Genomic DNA, 21,903 nt, shown 5'->3' with positions numbered 1-21,903 from the left:
AAAAATGAACAGCTGTTCGCTCGCTGAAACTGTTATATTGCTCACAAAAACACTGATTATCAGTGTTTTTCAGCGAATTTTTCTCGCTTTTTACTCAATTAAGCATTATATTTAGCCTACACCCGTACGCTAAAAGCAATAATTTGGTAAATAGGAAAAGAATAATGACAAATACCCTTGATTTTCATTTTGTTAACCGCTTTCAACAGCAGGCAAAAACATTAAAAAATAACACCGCACTTCGTTATTTTGAAAATCAACAATGGCACGATATTTCTTGGGCTGCCTTTCAACAACAAGTAAATGAGCTTGCTCTTGCTTTGCTTGTCCATCATATTGATGTACAAGATAAAATTGGTATCTTTGCACACAATATGCCACGCTGGACGGTGGCTGATATTGCCTCCTTACACATTCGTGCCATTACCGTGCCTATTTACGCCACGAACACCGCACAACAAGCGGCATTTATCATTAATGATGCTGACATTAAAATTCTATTTGTTGGTGATCAAGAACAGTACGATCAGGCGTTGCAAATCGTTGCAAGCTGCCCACAGTTACAACATATTGTGGCGATGAAAGATAGCATTAAACTGCACGATCATCCACTGGCTTGCAGTTGGGCGAGCTTTATCGCAACAGGTTCACAAGCAGATCCAACAGAATTGCAACAGCGCCTTGATGAAAAGCAACTAAGTGATTTATTTACCCTAATTTATACTTCTGGCACCACAGGTGAACCAAAAGGTGTGATGTTAGATTATGCTAATCTTGCGCATCAACTTAAAGCCCATGATCACGCGTTAAAGCCAATTACAGAACGGGACGTTTCTCTTTCTTTCCTACCGTTCTCTCATATTTTTGAGCGTGCGTGGGTGGCCTACGTGCTACATCGTGGTGCAGTGAATTGTTATATTGAGAACACTGAGCAAGTGCGCTCTGCATTAAGTGAAATCCGCCCAACATTAATGTGTGCAGTGCCACGTTTTTACGAAAAAATTTACACTGCGATCCATGATAAAGTGCAGCAAGCGCCAAAACTCCGTCGTGCACTATTTAACTGGGCAATCAAGGTGGGGCATCGTTATTTTGATCGCAAAAGCCAAAATCAACCGATTCCATTTTTGCTTAAACAGCAATTTTTCTTAGCGGATAAATTGGTACTGAGTAAATTACGCAACCTGCTTGGTGGGCGTATTCGTATGATGCCGTGCGGTGGAGCAAAATTAGAACCAACCATTGGACTATTCTTCCACAGTATTGGCATTAACATTAAGCTGGGATACGGTATGACGGAAACCACCGCTACGGTTTCTTGTTGGGACGATGATCATTTCGAGCCAAATTCTATCGGCAAGCTAATGCCTGGGACAGAGGTTAAAATTGGCGAAAATGATGAAATTCTAGTGCGTGGTGGAATGGTGATGCGTGGTTATTACAAAAAGCCAGAAGAAACGGCCGCCGCCTTTACCGATGACGGCTTCTTAAAAACCGGTGATGCAGGTAAATTAGATGAACAAGGGCATCTTTACATCACAGATCGCATCAAAGAGCTGATGAAAACCTCAAATGGCAAATATATTGCGCCACAACACATTGAAGGCAAAATCGGCAAAGATAAATTCATTGAACAAATTGCCGTGATTGCTGATGCCAAAAAATATGTTTCAGCCTTGATTGTGCCTTGTTTTGCCTCTTTAGAAGAATATGCGAAAAAGCTTAATATCAAATATCAAGATCGCATGGAGTTGATCAAACATTCAGAAATTATTCAACTCTTTGAAAAACGTTTGAATGAATTGCAAAAAGAACTGGCAAGCTTTGAAAAAGTGAAAAAATTTACCTTATTGCCACAAGCATTTACTACGACAATGAACGAAATTACACCAACCTTAAAACTACGCCGTAAAGTTATCTTAGAGCGTTATAAGGCTCAAATTGAAAAAATGTATCAATCCAAAAAATAAAGCATCAACTATAACCAACAGGGAAAAGTGCGGTTATTTCTAGCACATTTTTTCATAAATGGTAAAATGCCTTATGATTTTTAGAGGGCTGGACATCATTGAAAGGTTTATTTTTACGTCTAATCAGTATCTTTGCGTTACTACTATGGGCCATTGATATGGTTCTTCCATGGCAACAGCTCTTAGGTACGGAAGACAATCGTTATTCGACAATTCAATCTCGCGGTAAATTAGTAGTTGGCACATTGAATACGCCAACTTCTTATTTTATTGGTCCAGAAGGGCCATCAGGGTTTGAATATGAATTAGCTAAAGCATTCGCTGATTATCTCAATGTAAAAATCGAAATTCTTCCAATGGAAAATAATCAAGCATTATTTACCGCACTTTCAGCAAAAAAAATTGATATTGCTGCAGCAAATTTATTTTATCAACGAGAAAAATTAGAGAATTATCAAATAGGTCCAGCCTATAACTCAGCCTCTTTGCAATTAGCTTATCGTAAAAGAGAAGTGCGACCAACATCATTAAAAGAACTAAATGGTAAACTGGTGATTTCCAAGGGTAATGATCTATCGAAACTACTTCAAGGCTTTCAAAAAGAATTTCCGGACTTAAAATGGAAAATAGTCGATGAAAGCCAAGAAGAATTATTACTACAAATTGCCAAAGGGAAAATTGATTACACTATCGCTAACTCTATTGATCTTGCAATGGCACAGCAAATCAAGCCAGAAATAGCCGTCGCGTTTGATATGACAGATGAATCAACCATCCATTGGTATCTAGACAATACTAATTACAATGAATTACAAGCTGCTCTGCTTGATTTTATGAATAACGCTCTTGAAACAGGATTAATTGCACGTATAGAGGAAAAATATTTCAATCATCTTGCTGAATTTGATTATGTGGATATGCGATCTTATCTCAATGCGATTGAAAACACGTTACCTAAATATCAACATTTATTCGATAAATATAAAGGTAGCCTAGATTGGCGCTTATTAGCTGCGATAGCTTATCAAGAGTCTCATTGGAATCCCGAGGCAACCTCACCAACTGGCGTTCGAGGAATGATGATGCTCACCAAAGCTACGGCTGATAGAGTGAAAATCAATAATCGACTTGACCCTGAGCAAAGCATCAAAGGCGGTTCAGAATATTTACATTTATTGCTAGAACAAATGCCTGATACCATTCATCAAGAAGATAAAATTTGGTTTGCGCTTGCTGCTTATAATATGGGTTTAGGACATTTGATTGATGCAAGACGTTTAACCAAAAAATTAGGGGGGGATCCTGATAATTGGCTTGATGTAAAAAAGAATTTGCCATTATTAGCAGAAAAACGTCATTATAGTAATTTGAAATATGGCTATGCCCGTGGTTATGAGGCTTATCAATACGTTGAAAATATTCGTCGCTATATGAATAGTATTATAAGCTATCACCGAGTTCAGCAAAATCAAAAACAACAGAATAATATTATACAGTAAATTTTGAAAAAATGCCCATTAATAAGAAGTGAGATAACAATGACAAGAAGACGAAAAACGTTCCTAAAAAAGAGTAATACTAAACTTTTTCGCTTGGCTCAAGGTCGAGCATTACGCTTAAAAAGAATGAAACAACGCAAAACACGCTTATGGGATCGCCATGCATTACAATTCGTGATACAAGATATCTGTTGCCAATAAGTAAGACAAAAAGCATTATATGAAAGATATAATGCTTTTCTATCGATGGCAAATTATTGATTTTCAGCCAATAGTCGCTGAATTAGCTTACTGTTAGCGGGTGGGAATTGGCTGGAATCGAGCTCAGATTGTGCAATCCACATTCCCTCTTGCCCTTCTCGCCCAAAAGGTTCACCAACCCATTGTTCTACAAGGTAAAAATGGAAGTGAATTATCTTACTGGGATATTCAAACATAAAACGCTCAAATAAACTGGCGTTAAGAATGTGAATGCCAATTTCTTCTTCCAACTCTCTGGCAAGGGCTTGTTCGGGCGTTTCGCCTTTATCGACTTTTCCACCAGGAAATTCTAAAGCTTGGGCAAAATCTTGTCCTTCAAGACGCTGAGTGAGATAAATTTGCCCAAATTCATTACGAATAATCCCTGCTGCTACTTGGATAATGGGTTTTGCCATTTTTTCTCCTTAATCAAAAATGCGGTAAAAAAATCAGAAATTTTTACCGCACTTTCCATTTATAGATTAACTATATTTCGCCGCACGATTACCGTGGCAATGTTTGTATTTTTTACCTGAACCACAAGGGCAAGGCTCATTACGCCCAATCTTATGATCTGATGGTGGCAATGCTACTTGTTCAGCTTGTGGCTGCTCATCATCAACGGTATTATATTGCACTTGTGCACGAGCTGCCATTTCTTGCTGCAATTTCTCCGCTTGCTCAATTTCTTCTTGAGTACGAATTTGGACTCGACTTAAGGTAGTAATCACACTTAATTTTAACGCATCCAGCATATCCGTAAACATTTGGAAAGACTCACGTTTATATTCTTGTTTTGGATCTTTTTGCGCATAACCACGCAAGTGAATACCACGGCGTAAATGATCCATCGAAGCAAGATGTTCTTTCCAAAGCTCATCAAGGGTTTGTAGCATAATGCCTTTTTCAAAATGGCGCATTGATTCCGCACCAACCAACTCTTCTTTGCGTTCATATTCTTTTTCTGCGGCATCAATAATACGCTCACGCAAAGTTTCTTCATGCAAAGCATTGTTTTCTTCTAACCAATGTTCAATCGGTAAATCAAGAGCAAAATCCTGTCTTAAACGTTGCTCAAGAGCTGGCACATCCCACATTTCTTCCAATGAATTTGGTGGAATATATTGATCGATCACGCTGTTGAAAACATCTTTGCGGATCACTTTAATGGTTTCGGCAATGTTCTCATTATCTAATAGTTCATTGCGCTGTTCATAAATAGCACGGCGTTGATCATTAGCAACATCATCAAATTCTAATAAATGTTTACGTCCATCAAAGTTATGTGCTTCAACTTTTGCTTGCGCAGAAGCAATCACTTTAGTGAGCAATTTCGATTCCATTGCTTCACCTGGTGTGCTGAAGGCTTTGCGCATCATATTAAGCTTACCTTCGTTTAAGTAAATACGCATTAATGCATCATCTAAAGATAAGTAGAAACGTGATGAACCTGGGTCACCTTGGCGGCCTGAACGTCCGCGCAGCTGGTTATCAATACGGCGTGATTCGTGGCGTTCCGTACCAATAATATGCAAACCACCCGCTTGTTTTACAATATCGTGACGCTCTTGCCATTTGGCTTTGATTTCTTCAATTTGTGCTTCTGTTGGGTTATCCAATTTCGCCACTTCGGCTTTCCAGTTACCGCCAAGCACAATATCCGTACCCCGTCCTGCCATATTGGTGGCAATGGTTACGGCCCCTGGATAACCTGCATTGGCAATAATTTCGGCTTCTTGTGCGTGGAATTTTGCGTTTAATACGCTATGCTTAATGCCTGATTTGGTTAAGGCATCAGATAACAATTCTGATTTTTCAATGGATGCCGTTCCCACCAACACAGGTTGGTTGCGCGCAATGCAATCCTTAATTTCTTCAATAATCGCTGCAAATTTGTATTGTTCATTTTCAAACATTAAATCCGTGCGATCATCACGAATCATTGGACGATTAGTTGGGATCACAATGGTTTCCAAGCCATAAATTTGTTGGAATTCAAAGGCTTCGGTATCCGCTGTCCCTGTCATTCCGGCTAATTTTTCATAAAGGCGGAAATAGTTTTGGTAAGTGATAGAAGCGACAGTTTGGTTTTCATTTTGGATTGTCACACCTTCTTTTGCTTCAATGGCTTGGTGTAAACCTTCTGACCAACGGCGACCTGCCATTGTACGCCCAGTATGCTCATCAACAATGATAATTTCGCCATCTTTTACGATGTAATCCACATCTCGTTCAAACAATGTATGCGCACGCAATGCGGCATAAACGTGGTGTAACAAAGTAACCTTGGCAGGGGAATACAGAGATTCAGTTTCTTGCATCAGGCCTTGATCAATTAACCATTGCTCGATTTTCTCTTGCCCACGCTCAGTAAGATACGCTTGTTTGCTTTTCAGATCCAAAGTGTAGTCACCATCACCTTGGTATTCTTCAGTGTCTTCTTTATCTTGCTTGATCAGATTGGGAATCAATTTATCAATGGCAATATAAAGTTCTGAACTGTCTTCCGCTGGCCCTGAAATAATCAACGGGGTACGCGCCTCATCAATCAAAATAGAATCCACTTCATCAACCAAAGCATAATAAAGTTCTTTTTGGAAACGATCTTGTGCTGAATGGGCTAAGTTATCACGCAAATAATCAAAGCCTAATTCGCTGTTAGTCGCATAGGTAATATCGGCAGCATAGGCAGCGCGTTTTTCTTCTGCAGGCAAGCCCGGCACGTTCACCCCAACGGTCATTCCTAAGAATTCAAATAATGGGCGGTTAGTTTCCGCATCGCGGCGCGCAAGATAATCATTCACCGTGACAACGTGAACGCCTTTTCCGGTTAAGGCATTAAGATAGCAAGGCAAGGTTGCAGTAAGGGTTTTCCCTTCCCCTGTGCGCATTTCAGCAATGCAACGATTATTCAGCACCATACCCCCAATGAGCTGCACATCAAAATGGCGCATACCGAGTACACGTTTACTTGCTTCACGCACAGTGGCAAAGGCCTCTGGCAATAGGCTTTGCAGGCTTTCACCATTTTTCAAGCGCTCACGAAATTCTGCCGTTTTACCTTGCAACTGTTCATCGCTTAAGGCTTCAAAGTCTGGCTCCATTTTGTTAATTTTGATCACTTGTTTATTCAAACGGCGTAGAATACGATCATTACGGCTACCAAAAATTTTTGTAAAAATAGTTCTAAACATAATTTTATTTCTTTTATATCAATAGGTTAAATTAAACTTCAGCAATCACTGAAATCAGTTAAAAGTTATTTACTAGAAAGAAAGGTTAAGCTGCAGGACCGGCGCGGATCGGCGTGGCCGCACTGAATACAGGAAAAACAAAGTGCGGTGCTTTTTTGGTTAGAATTTTTGGTGCAACAAAATTTTTTTTGCTTGGTTTTTGTTGCTGGTGAATAATTTGTTTACGAGCAACTAGCTGATGGCAAGCAAGCTGTTGCATTTGGCGTTGTTCACGTGAATAATTTTCACAAGCAAGCCCAGCATTTTCCATTCCTTGCGCATTAGGCAAGGCAAAGATCGCAATCATACTGAGTAGTAATTGCGACCAAAAATTCTGTGTGCTTTTAGATGAAATCATTCGGTAACTTATTTTTAATTAAAAATCGCTGTTATTGTAGCGGAAAATCACTACAATGTCTTATTCTGATGTGTAATATTAGGGCAAAAAAGCAGAAAACAAGCGATGCGATACAGTAAACCTACCAATATACAAGATGTGCTAGAAAATTCCAGCCTAGGCAAAATTATGCAAAAAGGCATTTTATTACAACAACTGAATGAACAGTTAGCACGATTATTCCCAAATCAATTTAAAGGCTTTTATCGCGTTGCTAATTTTTCCGAAACAACCTTAGTGATTGAAGTGGCAAATGCGATGGTGCGCCAAGGTTTGTTATTCAAAGAAAAAGATTTATTGGCCAAAGTGCAGGACTTAAATCCGCAGATTCAGCAACTTCAATTCAAAGTAAATCCTGCCTTAGTCACTCAGCCACGTTAAGTTTTTTGCCCGTGAAAGCTAGCAATCAGCTCATTCACCTTAATCCGTTTATGCGAAGCTTGGCTGATTGAACGTTGCACTTTTAAGCGTTTAATTTTGGCACCTTGATAAATTTGACGGGTAAATTTGGTATCGTGATTAGAAATTAGCACCGGAATCTGTCGTTCCGTTGCGGTGCGGTGCGCCAATTCAGCCAAGGCTTGCTGATGATCTAAAGAAAATTCATTGCCTGCATAACTGGTAAAATTGCTTTCTTGTTTGAGCGGTGCATAAGGCGGATCGCAATAGATCACCGCATTTTCATCAGCAAATTTAAAGGCTTCGTGAAAATCTGCACAAATAAACACCGCACTTTGCGCTTTATGGGCAAAATAACGTAACTCAATTTCTGGGAAATAATGGGTTTTATAGCGTCCAAATGGCACGTTAAACTCATTTTTGCTGTTATAACGGCACAATCCATTGAAGCCAAAACGATTAAGATACAAAAACAACACGGAACGCTCAAAATTATTGGTGGATTGATTAAACTGGGCGCGCCGTGCGTAATAATAGTCTGGTGTATTCGCATCAGGGTGAAAAAAGACGCTTTTCACTGCTTCAATATACAAATTGACATCTTGTTTAACAATGTTAAATAGATTGATCAAATCCGCATTAATATCCACCAAAATATAGCGTTCAAATTGGCTATTCAAAAAGACTGCCCCAGCCCCCACGAAAGGTTCAATAAGGCATTGTTTTTTCTTAGGAAATAATTTATTGATTTGCTCGGTAAGACGAAACTTCCCCCCCGCCCATTTTAAAAAAGGGCGGTATTTTTGTTGTGGGAAAATTGTCGCATCAGGATACATTGAGATCAGTCAGTTTGTGTGCAACGTGCAATGGCTGCAAGAACAAGATCTTTGTCGCTATCGCTCGCCACATAAGCTTGCCCGAGCGATTTTAGCAACACAAGACGTAACTTACCTGCTAACACTTTCTTATCTCGCATCATATGCGGTAAATAATCTTCGGGTTGCATTGTATCTGGTGAAAGGGTTGGCAAATTAGCACGCGCAAAGAGCTTTTCTAAACGTCCTACATCTTGCACAGATAAATCCCCTAACATTTCAGAAAGCGCGGCCGCCATCATTGAGCCTGCGGCCACCGCTTCACCGTGTAGCCATTGGCCATAGCCTAAATGGGTTTCAATAGCGTGGCCAAAAGTATGACCTAAATTAAGCAATGCGCGATCGCCTTTTTCTGTTTCATCTCTTGCCACCACGTCCGCTTTAATTTGGCAACAACGAGCGATACATTGCTGTAACGGCGCTTGTTCAAGCGCAACCAATTCATCAATGTGCTGTTCTAGCCATTCAAAGAAAGGATAATCTAAAATCGCGCCATATTTAATCACTTCTGCCAAGCCTGCATTGACTTCGCGTTTTGGCAAGGTATTTAAGGTGAGCGTATCGATAATCACAGTGCAAGGCTGATAAAACGCACCAATCATATTTTTACCCAAGGGGTGATTAACAGCGGTTTTTCCCCCCACAGAAGAATCCACTTGCGCAAGTAAGGTGGTTGGAATTTGGATAAAACGCACACCACGTTGATAACTGGCTGCCGCATAACCCACTACATCACCAATCACACCGCCACCTAGCGCAATTAAGGTGGTATCACGGCCGTGATTTTTTTCTAATAAGGCGGTAAAAATCAGATTGAGCGATTCAAGATTTTTGTATTGTTCTCCATCAGGTAATAAAACCTGATCAACCTGACAACCCAGTTCCGTCAAGGTTTTCGTTACCTGTGCAAGATAATGTTGTGCAATGGTCGGATTGCTCACAATCATCACTTTATCGCCTGATTTTAGGGGATAAACACTCGGATCAGAAAGCAAGCCTGCACCGATATAAATAGGATAACGGCGTTCTTTTAATTCAACATTTACGCACAACATCATTTTTTCCTTTCGCTTAATTAGCCGTTGATATTTTCAATTAAATCAACAATTTGATTCGCCATTACTTTGGCACTTTGATCATCCGTAGGTAAGGTAATATCCGCCACTTCTTGATAAAGCGGATTACGAATTTTTGAAAGATCTTCTAACACTTGACGTGGATCTTCCACATCTTGCAATAATGGACGTTTTTTATCACGTTGAGTTCGTTGGAATTGTTTTTCCACCGTAGTTTCTAAATAGATGACAATCCCTCGCGCAGAGAGGTAATTACGGTTTTCTTTTGACATCACCGCACCGCCACCTGTGGAAAGCACAATGCCTTGTTTTTGTGTTAATTCATTGATAATACGTTCTTCACGTTTGCGGAAGCCTTCTTCACCTTCAACATCAAAAATCCAGCTAATGTCAGCGCCAGCACGTTGTTCAATTTCTGCATCTGTATCAATAAAATCCATTCCTAACATTTGCGCTAATTGACGACCAATAGTACTTTTCCCTGCTCCCATTGGACCTACTAAGAAAATATTACGTTTCTCTGCCATTTTTCGTTGTTCTTCTTTAATAAAATTTAAAATAATTGATCTTTCCGACAAATAAAAAGACAACCATAAAATCAAATATGGTTGCTAAAAGATCACCCAAAAAATAATGGGGATTATCTCAATAAATGCCTACCTTTTTCAACCGTCAAAACAGATTTATTTACCAGATTTATGCGAAATCTTAGTAGAAGCTGGCAAAGTGCGGTAATTTTTTGGCGGATTTTTCACCGCACTTTGTTTTTCTACCTGTTGCCCTTTTTTGATCAAATGCGGGGTGACGAAAATCACCAATTCCCGTTTTTGATGACGTTCTACTTCTTTACTAAACAAGCGTTTAATCACTGGAATATCACCGAGCACAGGCACTTTATCTAGGGCTTTGGTAATGGTATCGTGAAAGATGCCACCTAGCACAATGGTTTCCCCATCTTGCGCAAAAACTTGCGTGTTAATTTCTTGCTTATCAATGGCGATCACTTCGTTTTCCCCATAAGCCACACGCCCACCAGGAGCATTTTGGCTCACCACCAAATCTAATAAAATGCCATTATTTTTGGATAAATGTGGCGTTACTTCTAGCCCTAGTACCGCTTCACGAAACGCAATGCTCTGGCTATCATTTTTATTATTATTCACTACATAGGGGATTTCTGTCCCTTGCTTAATGCTCGCACTTTTCTTATTGGTGGTAAGCAAACTTGGGCTGGCTATAATTTCTACGCTATTTTCTCGCTCCAAGGCGGTTAATTCTAAATCAAGTAATCGCCCATTAATTTTTGCGATCTGCAATGCCACCGATCCTGCGGGTGTATTGGTGGCGGCAAAATTTACGTTAAGATTATCAGTGATATTTGCAAAGCCATTGGCATTAAGACTGCCACTCACTTTGTGGCTTATATCTGTTGGCGTAAAAATCCCCCAACGAACACCAAGTTCTTTCAAACTTTCATCACTAATAGTCACAATACGTGCTTCAATCGCGATTTGTTCAATGGGCTTATCCATTTCTGTAACCAAACGCCGAATTTGTTTCAGCATTGTTTTTTCCTCTTTAATAATCAATAGATTACTACGATCGTCAAAACTCATACTACCATTTGCTGAAAGCAACGAACCGCTGCCAGAAGTGAGTGTTTTCATCACTTCAGAAGCTTTGGCATAGTGCAGTTTTATTGTCATTGTTGATAATGTGGGTAAGGTTGGTGCGCTAACGTAAGATGTGTTATCCACAAACTCGGTTGGTGCATTATCAAGAGGTTCTGGCATAGCTAATGGAGAAGCTTTACTGAGATAATAAATGTCATTTTCTTTGTGCAAATGAATTCCCTTAATTTTCGTTACCGCGTTGAGAAACTGCTCCCAATCAGCATTTTTCAAGCGTAAAGAAAGCGATCCCTCTAGCTCATCATCAATCACCAAATTGATATTTTGCTGATCAGCAATTTGTTGCAGAGTGCTAACCAAAGGCGCTTGTTTAAGATATATAGAAAATTTCTCTGCACTAAATGCGAACATCGAAACGACTAAAAAACAGCTTAAAAATACACCGCACTTTAGCCAATAACGCCAAGATAATACTGATTTCATTTATCCACCTAATAATTAAACGCTATCATTTATAAAGTTAATTCAATAATTTTTGCATTTCGGCAATCACCGCTATTATGCGTTCCATCAATAATTTTGACTTTATTTAAGGAAATCATCTCAAGTTTTAGCGCATCTTTAGTAAACATATCACGTTCAGAAAATAGCCAAATTTTTTGTGTTGAATCGAGAAAAAATGCTTGTTTATATTGATGATTTTCTATCACACCAATTAAAGTTAATTGTTCAAAATCAATATGGCTAGCCAATATGGTTTCTGTTTTATAACAATTATTTTGAGTTTTTTGCACAGTAGGCATTTGTTCCGTACTTTTTAGCTTACGCTGTTTATGGTCAAAGGGATCATTGGCATAACCTACTAATACCATTGAACAATAAAGAAAAAATATTATCCTTTTTAACACCGCACTTCTCCTATTTATTCTCTCTCTTTAATTGCAAGGATAGTTCAGCAGAAATAGAATGGGAATGTTCACCCTGTTCTATTTTTTCAATTTTCATACTTAATAAATTTAATTCAAAATCCGAGGATAAAAGACGCTTTAAGAAAGCTGAAAAAATGGCATAATCTGTTGTTAATTTAATCTCTATTAAAGGTGAGCTTGAATAGATCCACTCACTGGTTAAAATTGCTAATTGCTCGCTGTTAGAATGAGAAATAAAGGTATTAATTTTCGCCGTCTTAGTAATAATGTCATCGCCTAATTTTTGATTAGTCATATTTTCTAACCGTTGGATAATATTTTGCTGATGCATAATTTCTTTTCCTTTTAAATAGATTTTATCTTGAATATGTGCTTTTTCCTGCAAAAGAGCAAAGCCATTTACCATTAAATAGATAGGCACACATAACACCAGAAAAGCTAGAATTGCCATTTGTTGGAGTCTAGGTAAAAATACAATTTTTCTGATTAATTCATTAGGTTGATTAATAATCTCACTCATTTTTTTCTCTCAGCTGTAAACTAAATTCAAACCAAAAGGCGGAATTATTAAGTTGTAAATTGACTAATTCTTGTTGGTCAAAAATCTCTGCTTGTTGAATAAAGTTTTTAATATCATCAAATTCTTTCTGATTTTTCGACCGCCCTTTTAAGTGTAAATGTTGAGAAGAAAGAGATAATTCAGACAATTCGCCCTCTTCAAATGGTAAGTTAGACAACCATTGCATAAGCGCAATTACTTGCGAATAATTCACCCCTTGCCCAATTTCCTTCGGCTGATATTTGGCTCGTAAGACAATCAATTTTTGCGCTAATTGAGCATTTTCTTTTTCTTGCTTTTGTAATTGTACTTTTTGTTCAACTATTATTACTTTTTCACTGCCAATCCATTGATTAAGCATTACACTTAACAATAAAGAAATAATAAATGCGATACTTGAAAAAATAAGAAATTGCTTTCTCTTTTTCTGAAAAAGTACAATGCGCCAAGGTAATAAATTAATACTCATAAACTAGCAAATTGATTTTTATAAAAAAGTTGTTTGCCATAGGGCATTACCAAGGGCGATTATTGGTATATCTGTATTAATGTTCACCCAATCTGATGGATAATCTTCAAACTGTTGGGACTGGCTACAGACATAAACTTTTTTCGGCGTAAAGTTATAACGTTGGCAAAAATCTTGATAAAGTGCGGTTAAATTTTTATCAATTTTTTGCATAAAATACATTCCTTGAAAATGAAGCTGAATAGCTAAACTTTGCTGTTCATCTTGATAAAGTAATAATGCGTCATTTTCTAATTCATTCTGATGCAAATATTCAAATGCACGAATAATGCTATTAATGGCACTATCTAATACATCAATAGAAATAGTTTGATATTCGCTTACATAGTCTTTGGCGATTTGTTTTTTAATTGCAAAAATATCTAATTTGAAGCCTTGCTTTAATACACTTGATACATAGTCAAACCAAATTTCATTCAAGGGAATAGGTAATTCTTTAGATAATAAAAAACGACATTGCTGTTCGCATTCATTCGGTTTGAGAGGATAAGGTAAAATGAGCGTTTTAATCCAAGTATTTTGTGGAGCAATTGCAGCGATAAAGCTCAACTCTTCCAGTGTGCTACTGGGGAAAAACTGAGCCACCCATTGATAAATTTGATTACTATCAAGGTGAGTATCTATATGCAAATAATGCACTTTATGTTGCAAGTCAAAGCACACGCAATCATACCCCTCCATTGATTTCCATATGCCAATTTGAAGTTTTTGATTAGATCTTCGCTTTATGTTAATCATTCTCATTTCCTTAATTTTCTCAGAATAATTGAATTTTTATCTTTCGATTTGAACAACTAGTCTTTATACTTAACCTTCGATTCAAGAAACCTAAGTATTTTGAATAAATAGTTTTCTGATTTTTTCTCAAATTGCACTAATGAAGAGAGTTTTTTACGATGCGGATCGCAAAATTAATATTAAGTAGCCTGCTAACCCTTATTATTCTAGGAAGCATTGTTTTAGCTATTTTATACGCGCAGATCAAAGCTGATCTGCCCAGCGTAAATTCCCTAAAAACAGTTGAATTGCAACAACCAATGCAAATTTATACAGCTGATGGCAAGCTCATTGGTGAAGTAGGCGAACAGCGCCGCATACCAATGAAACTAAATGAAATTCCACCTAAATTAATTCAGGCGGTTCTCGCCACAGAAGACAGTCGCTTTTACGATCACCACGGTTTAGATCCCATTGGAATTGCACGCGCGATCAGTGTTGCTGTGATGAAAGGCGGTGCTTCACAAGGTGCAAGTACTATCACCCAACAGCTCGCACGCAATTTCTTCTTAACACCAGAAAAAAACATTGTGCGTAAAGCCAAAGAAGCGATTTTGGCTATAGAGATTGAAAACACCCTAAGCAAAGATGAAATTCTAGAGCTTTATTTGAATAAGATTTACTTGGGCTATCGTGCCTATGGGGTAGCTGCAGCGGCAAAGACCTATTTTGGAAAATCACTCGATCAGCTCACCTTATCAGAAATGGCGGTGATCGCAGGCCTGCCAAAAGCCCCTTCCACAATGAATCCTCTCTATTCGCTTAAACGCGCTACTGCACGCCGTAATGTAGTGCTTGGACGGATGTTAGAGATGAAATATATCAGCCAAGACGAATATGATGAGGCCATTAATCAACCTATTGTGGCGAGCTATCACGGTGCACAATTAGATTTTAAAGCTGATTATGTAACTGAAATGGTTCGTCAAGAAATGGTGAAACGTTTTGGGGAAGAAAACGCCTATACCAGTGGTTTTAAAGTGTACACCACAGTACTTTCCACCGATCAAGCTGAAGCGCAAAAAGCGGTGCGAAATAATTTACTTGCTTATGATATGCGACATGGCTATCGTGGGGCCGCTATTTTATGGAAGCAAGGTGAAACAGCTTGGGATGAAGATAAAATTATTGATGCCCTAAAAAAATTACCTAATTCAGCACCTTTAGTACCTGCGGCGGTACTAGAAACGAATAAAGCCGGTACAAAAGTGTTATTAGATGATGGCAATAGCCTAATCCTTACACCAAATGCAATGCGCTGGGCGGGTAAAAAACAACCAAAAGTAGGTGAGCAAATTTGGTTGCGCCAACTTGATAATGGTGAATGGCAGCTTTCCCAAGTACCGGAAGTGAATTCCGCATTAGTATCATTAAACAGCGATAACGGTGCGATTGAAGCATTAGTGGGGGGCTTTAGCTTTGAACAAAGCAAGTTTAACCGTGCAACCCAATCTTTAGTACAAGTGGGCTCATCAATTAAGCCATTTATTTATGCTGCAGCAATCGAAAAAGGGCTAACCTTATCAAGTGTGCTACAAGATTCCCCTATCGTAATCAAAAAGCCAGGGCAAAAAGTATGGACACCAAAAAACTCGCCAAACCGTTATGACGGCCCAATGCGCTTGCGTGTGGGCTTAGGACAATCAAAAAATATGATTGCGATCCGAGCGATACAAATGGCAGGCGTTGATTTTACCGCCGATTTCCTACAGCGTTTTGGCTTCCAGAGAGATCAATATTTTGCAAGCGAAGCGCTTGCCTTAGGTGCAGCCTCGTTTACTCCACTTGAAATGGCTCGAGCTTACGCGGTATTTGATAATGGCGGTTTCTTAGTGAATCCTTATCTCATCGAAAAAATCCTAGATAACACAGGGAAAGAGTTGTTTGTTGCTAACCCACAAATTGCTTGTGTAACCTGTGATGATATTCCTGTGATTTATGGGGAAACCGAAAAATTAGATGGCTTTAAAAATATTGATTTAACACCATCCGATAATTTAGTAAAAGGTGAGAACGATGAGGAAGAACAAGAAAATGATACACTTAATGATGATTTACCTGAATTAAATCAACAAAATAGTAAACTTGATGAAAATGCCGTAGATATTATGGCACAAGATAAAAAGGCCAATGCTCAAGTGCAATATGCACCGCGCGTAATTAGTGGTGAATTGGCATTTCTTATCCGTAGTGCCTTAAATACAGCCATTTATGGTGAACCAGGCTTAAGCTGGAAAGGTACGAGTTGGCGAATGGCAAATCAAATCAAGCGTAAAGATATTGGAGGAAAAACGGGAACAACCAATAATTCAAAGGTGGCTTGGTATGCAGGCTTTGGAGCGAACATTACCACCGCAGTTTATGTCGGCTTTGATGACAATAAACGCGTCCTTGGACGTGGTGAAGCTGGTGCTCAAACCGCAATGCCAGCTTGGATTGCTTATATGAAAGCAAGTTTGAAAGACACGCCTGAACGTCAATTAGCCTTGCCGAAAAATATTGTAGAAAAACGCATTGACACAAGCTCTGGTTTGCTTTCAAGCGGTGGAGGGCGAAAAGAATACTTTATCAAAGGTACAGAACCTAAGCGAGCTTTTGTACAAGAAAAAGGTTACTACGTTCCACCTGAATTACAACGCCGATTAAATGGCGGTGTATCAAGTTCAGAACCGCAAGAATTATTCTAAAAATTCCAACCGCACTTTTACTTTGAAGTGCGGTATTTTTTGACTAAAATAGTAACTTACGTTACTATTACACAGTTTACTTTCTACCTAATTATTATAATACCTATGCCAATTTCTTTTTCAGAACAAGAAATGTTAATTCGTCAGTCTGCGAAAAATAATCCAGCAATGCCTGTGGAACAAATTTTGTTGGCGCGTTTGTTGTTGCACAACAGCAGCCATTATGTGGAAAGACGTAATCAGCTATTAAAAAAATATCAGCTCAATGACACCCTATTTATGGCGTTGGTGGTGCTGTATTGCCAGCCAAATCATTCTTTGCAGCCGAGCAGATTAAGTGAGATTTTTGGTTATTCTAAAACCAATGCCACACGCATTGCCGATGAATTAGTGAAACGAAAATGGTTAGAACGCACGGAAGTGGTGGGCGATCGCCGTGCTTTTTCCTTAAAACTCACGGCGCAAGGTGTGCAGTTTTTGGAGCAACTGTTGCCAAATCAGTGGAAACAAGTCGATGACATTTTTTCCGTGTTAAACAAGCAAGAACAACAGCAGTTAAAGCAATTATTGCTCAAACTGCTCAGCAATTTAGAAAATCTTTAATGGGTAAATAAAATGACCGAACAAACAGACTACAAAAAACCCGCTTCACCAAAAGCTAAACGTAAAAAAGCCCTTGGCTATTTCATTACGATGTTATTGCTGATCGCGATTATCACGAGTGTGTATTGGTTTTTCTTTGTACGAAATTATGAAGAAACGGAAGATGCCTATGTAGCAGGCAACCAAGTGATGATTTCAGCTCAAGTGAGCGGTAATGTGAGCAAAATTAATGTGGATGATATGGATTTTGTCCACACAGGCGATGTGCTATTGCAACTTGATGATACGGATCTCAAACTGCATTTCCAGCAGGCACAAGATAATTTAGCGAGTAGCGTGCGTCAAATTGAGCAGCTAGGTTTTACGGTGAAACAGCTTCAATCGATTTTGAGCGCAAAAAACACCGCACTTAATAAAGCCAAAGGCGATTTACAACGCCGTGAGCAATTAGCCAAAACCGGCTCCATTGATAAAGAAACCTTACAGCACGCCAGAGAAGCGGTGAATATGGCGCAAGCAGATCTGCAAGCTACGCAAAATCAATTAGCTGCCAATCAAGCCTTATTAAAAGATTTACCGTTGCGGGAGCAGCCTTCGGTGAAAAATGCGGTGAGTGCCTTAACCCTTGCTTGGTTGAACTTACAACGCAGTCAAATTGTCAGCCCTGTTGATGGTTATGTGGCGCGCCGTAATGTGCAAGTGGGGCAAAAAGTTGCGGTGGGCAGCCCATTAATGGCGGTGGTGTCCAATCAACAAATGTGGGTGGACGCGAACTTTAAAGAAACCCAGCTCGGCAAAATGCGCATTGGTCAGCCGGTGAAATTAGTCTTTGATTTATATGGCGATGAGGTGAAATTTGATGGCAAAATCAGCGGTATTTCAATGGGAACAGGCAGTGCGTTCTCTCTTTTACCTGCACAAAATGCCACAGGAAACTGGATCAAAGTGGTGCAACGTGTGCCTGTGCGCATTGATCTCGATCCTGAACAAGTGGAAAAATATCCGTTACGCATTGGGCTTTCGGCCACGGTGGAAGTGAATGTGGCAGACACGCAAGGCAAGGTGCTGCGCGAATCTCGCCCAAACCAAGTGCTATATGAAACCAAGGTGCTAGATTACGATTTAAGCCCAGTTCATCAATTAGCCGAACAAATTATTCAAGCCAATGCAGGTGAATAAAATGCAAAAACCGATTCAGGGTGCAGCCCTTGCGGTGATGACCATTGCCCTATCCTTGGCAACCTTTATGCAAGTGCTAGATTCCACCATTGCCAATGTGGCAATTCCAACCATTGCAGGGGATTTGGGTGCCTCGTTCAGTCAAGGCACTTGGGTGATTACCTCATTCGGCGTGGCAAATGCGGTGTCTATCCCCATTACAGGTTGGCTGGCTAAACGTTTTGGCGAAGTGCGCTTGTTTTTAATCGCCACAGGATTATTTGTACTGGCTTCTTGGCTATGTGGTATTTCTCATAGCTTAGGAATGCTGATTTTATGCCGCATTTTCCAAGGGCTAGCAGCAGGGCCGATTATTCCCCTTTCACAAAGTTTATTGCTTAATAATTATCCCCCTGCAAAACGCAGTATGGCACTGGCCTTTTGGTCTATGACCGTGGTGGTTGCGCCAATTTTTGGCCCTATCCTTGGCGGTTTGATTAGTGATAACCTGCACTGGGGCTGGATTTTCTTTATTAATGTGCCGATTGGGCTATGTGTGATTTTTCTCAGTTGGAAAATCTTAGGCAAGCGAGAAACCAAAACCTATCAGCAACCCATTGATATGATCGGCTTAATTCTGCTTGTGGTAGGCGTGGGTTGTTTGCAATTAATGCTCGATCAAGGGCGCGAGCAGGATTGGTTTAATTCCACTGAAATCGTGGTACTCACTATCGTTTCTGCCATCGCCTTAATTGCGTTGATTATTTGGGAATTGACGGACGAAAATCCTGTGGTAGATATTTCACTGTTCAAATCACGCAATTTCAGTGTTGGTTGCCTGTGTACCAGCCTTGCGTTTTTAATCTATCTCGGCTCGGTGGTGCTGATTCCTTTACTGTTACAACAAGTGTACGGCTATACCGCCACTTGGGCTGGGCTTGCCGCTGCACCTGTGGGTCTATTCCCAATTTTGCTTTCGCCAATCATCGGACGTTTTGGCTACAAAATTGATATGCGTATTTTGGTTACCATCAGCTTTATGGTGTATGCCCTAACCTTCCATTGGCGTGCTGTAACCTTTGAACCTGCAATGACCTTTGCCGATGTCGCCTTGCCGCAACTGGTTCAAGGGATTGCCGTGGCGTGCTTTTTTATGCCACTCACCACTATTACCCTATCAGGCTTAGCGCCAGAAAAAATGGCGTCTGCCTCAAGTTTATTTAATTTTCTGCGTACCCTTGCAGGCTCAATCGGCACATCGCTGACCACCTTTTTATGGTATAACCGTGAGGCAGTGCATCACACCCAATTTACTGAGGTGATTAATCCTTATAACCCCAATGCACAAGCCTATTACGACACAATGGCGCAAGTCGGTTTGAATGATACGCAAACATCAATGTCCTTAGCACAAAATATTACCGCACAAGGATTTATCATCGGCGCGAATGAAATTTTCTGGTTGTCTGCTATAATGTTTATGCTGCTTTTTATTGTGGTGTGGTTTGCCAAACCGCCTTTTGGCAATAGGCATTAATCAATGCTAAGTGCGGTGAACATTAGCAAAATTTTTCCAAAAAAAGAGCGATTTTTCAACCGCTCTTTTTTCTTTTCCGTTATATTTTATGCGCTTTTATGCATAATACATTTCAAATTCCACTGGGTGTGGAGTCATATTTAAGCGTTCTACTTCTTTACGTTTAATTGCGATGAAAGCATCAACGAAATCTTTGCTAAACACACCACCTTGAGTTAGAAACTCATAATCTTTTTCCAAGGCATTTAACGCTTCTTCCAATGATCCCGCTACGGCTGGAATTTCTTTTAATTCTTCTGGCGGTAAATCATACAGGTTTTTATCCATTGCATCACCTGGGTGAATTTTGTTCACAATACCATCTAAGCCTGCCATTAATAGTGCCGAGAAAGCTAAATATGGGTTTGCCATTGGATCAGGGAAACGCGCTTCAATACGAATCGCTTTCGGGCTAGTTACCGCTGGAATACGGATTGACGCAGAGCGGTTACTTGCTGAATAAGCTAATAATACAGGTGCCTCAAAGCCCGGTACTAAACGTTTGTATGAGTTGGTTGATGGGTTAGTAAAGGCGTTCAATGCTTTGGCGTGTTTGATGATTCCGCCAATGTAGTAAAGTGCGGTTTCAGAAAGCCCTGCGTATTTATCCCCTTGGAAAATATTTTTGCCGTCTTTGCTTAACGACATATTACAGTGCATTCCCGAGCCGTTATCGCCAGTGATGGGTTTTGGCATAAAGCACGCTGTTTTGCCGTGTTCTGCCGCCACATTTTGCACAACATATTTATAAATTTGCGTTTCGTCCGCTTTTAAGGTGAGCGAGTTAAATTTGGTGGCAATTTCATTTTGCCCTGCAGTTGCCACTTCGTGGTGGTGAGCTTCAATCACTAAGCCCATTTCTTCTAGCAATAAGCACATTTCTGAACGAATATCGTGCGCAGTATCATTTGGCGCAACCGCACAGTAACCGCCTTTGGTGAGTGGACGATAACCATTGTTGCCACCTTCATAAATTTTGTTGGTATTCCACGCGCCTTCAATATCATCGACAACATAAGAATTACCATTCATTGCGGAACCAAAACGCACATCATCAAATAAGAAAAACTCAGGCTCAGGGCCAAAAAATACATCGTCTGCAATGCCTGTTGAACGCATATAATTTTCTGCTCGGCTCGCAATAGAGCGCGGATCGCGATCATAGCTTTGCATTGTGGTTGGTTCATAAATACTGCAACGAATGGACAAGGTTGGGATTTGTGCGAAAGGATCTACTACGGCAGTTTCAGCGATTGGCATTAACAGCATATCTGCTTTATTAATGGCTTTCCAACCTTCCACCGATGAACCGTCAAACATTTTACCGTCTTCAAATAAATCGTCATCAATTAGGCTAACTGGTAAGGATACGCCGTGCTCTTTTCCTTTAATATCGGTAAAGCGAAGAAGAACAAACTTAATGTCATTTTCTTCGATTAACTTAAACACATTGGCAACGGCCGCTTCATTTGACATAGTGATAATCCTCATAAATATGATTGCTAGAGTTGAGATGTTGTGTGCTTAATGCACGCTGGCTAAAATATCACATCACCTGCAAAATTCAAGGGGCGAGCGTGATTTTAATTTCGCTCAAGTGCGGTAAAAAAATTAGGAATTTTTACACCGCACTTTGTAAAATTCTCTCCAAAAGATAGAAATGCACTTATTTCCAATTATTCATAGCTCAATGTGGCAAAACGTTGTATAATCTGCAACCTTTTAGTGTAATCTTGCTAACAACATTGCACATTATTCAAACATC

19 protein-coding genes are annotated in these 21,903 nt (G+C 39.6%); 7 read left to right on the top strand and 12 right to left on the bottom strand.

The genetic code is table 11. The features are described from left to right. The first annotated feature begins 164 nt into the window (after nt 1-164). Entirely contained in the window at nt 165-1,970 is a 1,806-nt protein-coding gene (locus L5B71_RS06815; protein ID WP_265757619.1) for an AMP-dependent synthetase/ligase, read from the top strand. Nucleotides 1,971-2,068: 98 nt separating this feature from the next. Next, nucleotides 2,069-3,469, top strand: a complete 1,401-nt coding sequence (gene mltF, locus L5B71_RS06810; RefSeq protein WP_326938249.1) for a membrane-bound lytic murein transglycosylase MltF — start codon at nt 2,069-2,071, stop codon at nt 3,467-3,469. A 254-nt stretch (nt 3,470-3,723) separates the two neighbouring features. Here mltF and mutT read toward each other — a convergent pair whose 3' ends face one another. The 3 genes from mutT to secM all read right to left on the bottom strand — a co-directional run bounded on the left by mutT (nt 3,724) and on the right by secM (nt 7,300). After that, nucleotides 3,724-4,125: an 8-oxo-dGTP diphosphatase MutT gene (gene mutT / locus L5B71_RS06805; RefSeq protein WP_265757617.1), complete on the bottom strand. Its 402-nt coding sequence runs from the start codon at nt 4,123-4,125 to the stop codon at nt 3,724-3,726. A gap of 66 nt (nt 4,126-4,191) precedes the next feature. Then, nucleotides 4,192-6,903 (bottom strand): preprotein translocase subunit SecA, encoded by a 2,712-nt coding sequence (gene secA / locus L5B71_RS06800; RefSeq protein ID WP_265757616.1) that lies wholly within the window; start codon nt 6,901-6,903, stop codon nt 4,192-4,194. An 85-nt stretch (nt 6,904-6,988) separates the two neighbouring features. Next, nucleotides 6,989-7,300, bottom strand: a complete 312-nt coding sequence (gene secM / locus L5B71_RS06795; RefSeq protein ID WP_265757615.1) for a secA translation cis-regulator SecM — start codon at nt 7,298-7,300, stop codon at nt 6,989-6,991. A 105-nt stretch (nt 7,301-7,405) separates the two neighbouring features. On the opposite strand from secM, the gene L5B71_RS06790 reads away from it, so the two are divergent. Further along, nucleotides 7,406-7,720: a DciA family protein gene (locus tag L5B71_RS06790; RefSeq protein ID WP_265757614.1), complete on the top strand. Its 315-nt coding sequence runs from the start codon at nt 7,406-7,408 to the stop codon at nt 7,718-7,720. Here the strand turns inward: L5B71_RS06790 and L5B71_RS06785 are convergent. The 8 genes from L5B71_RS06785 to L5B71_RS06750 form a co-directional block, all read right to left on the bottom strand. Next, complete coding sequence (locus L5B71_RS06785; protein WP_265757613.1) at nt 7,717-8,574, bottom strand: Dam family site-specific DNA-(adenine-N6)-methyltransferase; 858 nt, start codon at nt 8,572-8,574, stop codon at nt 7,717-7,719. The two genes, L5B71_RS06790 and L5B71_RS06785, sit on opposite strands and share 4 nt — an antisense overlap. 5 nt (nt 8,575-8,579) lie before the next feature. After that, nucleotides 8,580-9,668, bottom strand: a complete 1,089-nt coding sequence (gene aroB, locus L5B71_RS06780; RefSeq protein WP_265757793.1) for a 3-dehydroquinate synthase — start codon at nt 9,666-9,668, stop codon at nt 8,580-8,582. Nucleotides 9,669-9,688: 20 nt separating this feature from the next. Beyond that, complete coding sequence (gene aroK, locus L5B71_RS06775; RefSeq protein WP_326938251.1) at nt 9,689-10,237, bottom strand: shikimate kinase AroK; 549 nt, start codon at nt 10,235-10,237, stop codon at nt 9,689-9,691. A 135-nt stretch (nt 10,238-10,372) separates the two neighbouring features. After that, nucleotides 10,373-11,803: a type IV pilus secretin PilQ gene (locus L5B71_RS06770; protein WP_265757611.1), complete on the bottom strand. Its 1,431-nt coding sequence runs from the start codon at nt 11,801-11,803 to the stop codon at nt 10,373-10,375. 29 nt (nt 11,804-11,832) lie between these two features. Next, nucleotides 11,833-12,228, bottom strand: a complete 396-nt coding sequence (locus L5B71_RS06765; RefSeq protein ID WP_265757610.1) for a hypothetical protein — start codon at nt 12,226-12,228, stop codon at nt 11,833-11,835. A 10-nt stretch (nt 12,229-12,238) separates the two neighbouring features. After that, the gene (locus L5B71_RS06760; RefSeq protein ID WP_265757609.1) at nt 12,239-12,769 is read right to left on the bottom strand and encodes a hypothetical protein; all 531 of its coding nucleotides are present in this window, start codon (nt 12,767-12,769) and stop codon (nt 12,239-12,241) included. Next, the gene (locus tag L5B71_RS06755) at nt 12,762-13,277 is read right to left on the bottom strand and encodes a hypothetical protein (protein ID WP_265757608.1); all 516 of its coding nucleotides are present in this window, start codon (nt 13,275-13,277) and stop codon (nt 12,762-12,764) included. Before L5B71_RS06755 ends, L5B71_RS06760 begins: the two co-directional genes overlap by 8 nt. An 18-nt stretch (nt 13,278-13,295) precedes the next feature. Next, nucleotides 13,296-14,075, bottom strand: coding sequence for a competence protein ComA (locus L5B71_RS06750; RefSeq protein WP_265757607.1), 780 nt, complete (start codon nt 14,073-14,075; stop codon nt 13,296-13,298). A gap of 158 nt (nt 14,076-14,233) precedes the next feature. Between L5B71_RS06750 and L5B71_RS06745 the strand changes: the two genes are divergently transcribed. The 4 genes from L5B71_RS06745 (at nt 14,234) to L5B71_RS06730 (ending at nt 20,099) form a co-directional block, all read left to right on the top strand. After that, the gene (locus tag L5B71_RS06745) at nt 14,234-16,801 is read left to right on the top strand and encodes a penicillin-binding protein 1A (protein ID WP_265757606.1); all 2,568 of its coding nucleotides are present in this window, start codon (nt 14,234-14,236) and stop codon (nt 16,799-16,801) included. A gap of 105 nt (nt 16,802-16,906) precedes the next feature. Next, entirely contained in the window at nt 16,907-17,404 is a 498-nt protein-coding gene (gene mprA / locus L5B71_RS06740; protein WP_265757605.1) for a transcriptional repressor MprA, read from the top strand. Nucleotides 17,405-17,416: 12 nt separating this feature from the next. Beyond that, on the top strand, nt 17,417-18,583 hold the full coding sequence (locus tag L5B71_RS06735) for an EmrA/EmrK family multidrug efflux transporter periplasmic adaptor subunit (RefSeq protein ID WP_265757604.1): 1,167 nt from the start codon (nt 17,417-17,419) through the stop codon (nt 18,581-18,583). A gap of 1 nt (nt 18,584) precedes the next feature. Next, nucleotides 18,585-20,099 carry a DHA2 family efflux MFS transporter permease subunit gene (locus L5B71_RS06730; protein WP_265757603.1) on the top strand — a complete coding sequence of 505 codons (1,515 nt, stop codon included), beginning with the start codon at nt 18,585-18,587 and terminating at the stop codon, nt 20,097-20,099. Between the two features lie 96 nt (nt 20,100-20,195). On the opposite strand, the gene glnA is transcribed toward L5B71_RS06730, so the two are convergent. Then, nucleotides 20,196-21,614, bottom strand: a complete 1,419-nt coding sequence (glnA, locus tag L5B71_RS06725; RefSeq protein ID WP_265757602.1) for a glutamate--ammonia ligase — start codon at nt 21,612-21,614, stop codon at nt 20,196-20,198. Nucleotides 21,615-21,903 lie beyond the last annotated feature (289 nt).

It is taken from the genome of Avibacterium sp. 21-586, from assembly GCF_026226775.1.
Lineage (GTDB): Bacteria > Pseudomonadota > Gammaproteobacteria > Enterobacterales > Pasteurellaceae > Avibacterium.
Note: the sequence above shows the minus strand (reverse complement) of the source record. Positions and strands in the feature narration are given on the sequence as shown.

What these genes read in the sequence shown, in the direction of transcription:
- L5B71_RS06815 (WP_265757619.1), top strand. Translation starts at nt 165, where the DNA reads ATGACAAATACCCTTGATTTTCATTTTGTTAACCGCTTTCAACAGCAG.
- mutT (WP_265757617.1), bottom strand. Translation starts at nt 4,125, where the DNA reads ATGGCAAAACCCATTATCCAAGTAGCAGCAGGGATTATTCGTAATGAA.
- secA (WP_265757616.1), bottom strand. Translation starts at nt 6,903, where the DNA reads ATGTTTAGAACTATTTTTACAAAAATTTTTGGTAGCCGTAATGATCGT.
- secM (WP_265757615.1), bottom strand. Translation starts at nt 7,300, where the DNA reads ATGATTTCATCTAAAAGCACACAGAATTTTTGGTCGCAATTACTACTC.
- L5B71_RS06790 (WP_265757614.1), top strand. Translation starts at nt 7,406, where the DNA reads ATGCGATACAGTAAACCTACCAATATACAAGATGTGCTAGAAAATTCC.
- L5B71_RS06785 (WP_265757613.1), bottom strand. Translation starts at nt 8,574, where the DNA reads ATGTATCCTGATGCGACAATTTTCCCACAACAAAAATACCGCCCTTTT.
- aroB (WP_265757793.1), bottom strand. Translation starts at nt 9,668, where the DNA reads ATGTTGTGCGTAAATGTTGAATTAAAAGAACGCCGTTATCCTATTTAT.
- L5B71_RS06770 (WP_265757611.1), bottom strand. Translation starts at nt 11,803, where the DNA reads ATGAAATCAGTATTATCTTGGCGTTATTGGCTAAAGTGCGGTGTATTT.
- L5B71_RS06760 (WP_265757609.1), bottom strand. Translation starts at nt 12,769, where the DNA reads ATGAGTGAGATTATTAATCAACCTAATGAATTAATCAGAAAAATTGTA.
- L5B71_RS06755 (WP_265757608.1), bottom strand. Translation starts at nt 13,277, where the DNA reads ATGAGTATTAATTTATTACCTTGGCGCATTGTACTTTTTCAGAAAAAG.
- L5B71_RS06750 (WP_265757607.1), bottom strand. Translation starts at nt 14,075, where the DNA reads ATGATTAACATAAAGCGAAGATCTAATCAAAAACTTCAAATTGGCATA.
- L5B71_RS06745 (WP_265757606.1), top strand. Translation starts at nt 14,234, where the DNA reads ATGCGGATCGCAAAATTAATATTAAGTAGCCTGCTAACCCTTATTATT.
- mprA (WP_265757605.1), top strand. Translation starts at nt 16,907, where the DNA reads ATGCCAATTTCTTTTTCAGAACAAGAAATGTTAATTCGTCAGTCTGCG.
- L5B71_RS06735 (WP_265757604.1), top strand. Translation starts at nt 17,417, where the DNA reads ATGACCGAACAAACAGACTACAAAAAACCCGCTTCACCAAAAGCTAAA.
- L5B71_RS06730 (WP_265757603.1), top strand. Translation starts at nt 18,585, where the DNA reads ATGCAAAAACCGATTCAGGGTGCAGCCCTTGCGGTGATGACCATTGCC.
- glnA (WP_265757602.1), bottom strand. Translation starts at nt 21,614, where the DNA reads ATGTCAAATGAAGCGGCCGTTGCCAATGTGTTTAAGTTAATCGAAGAA.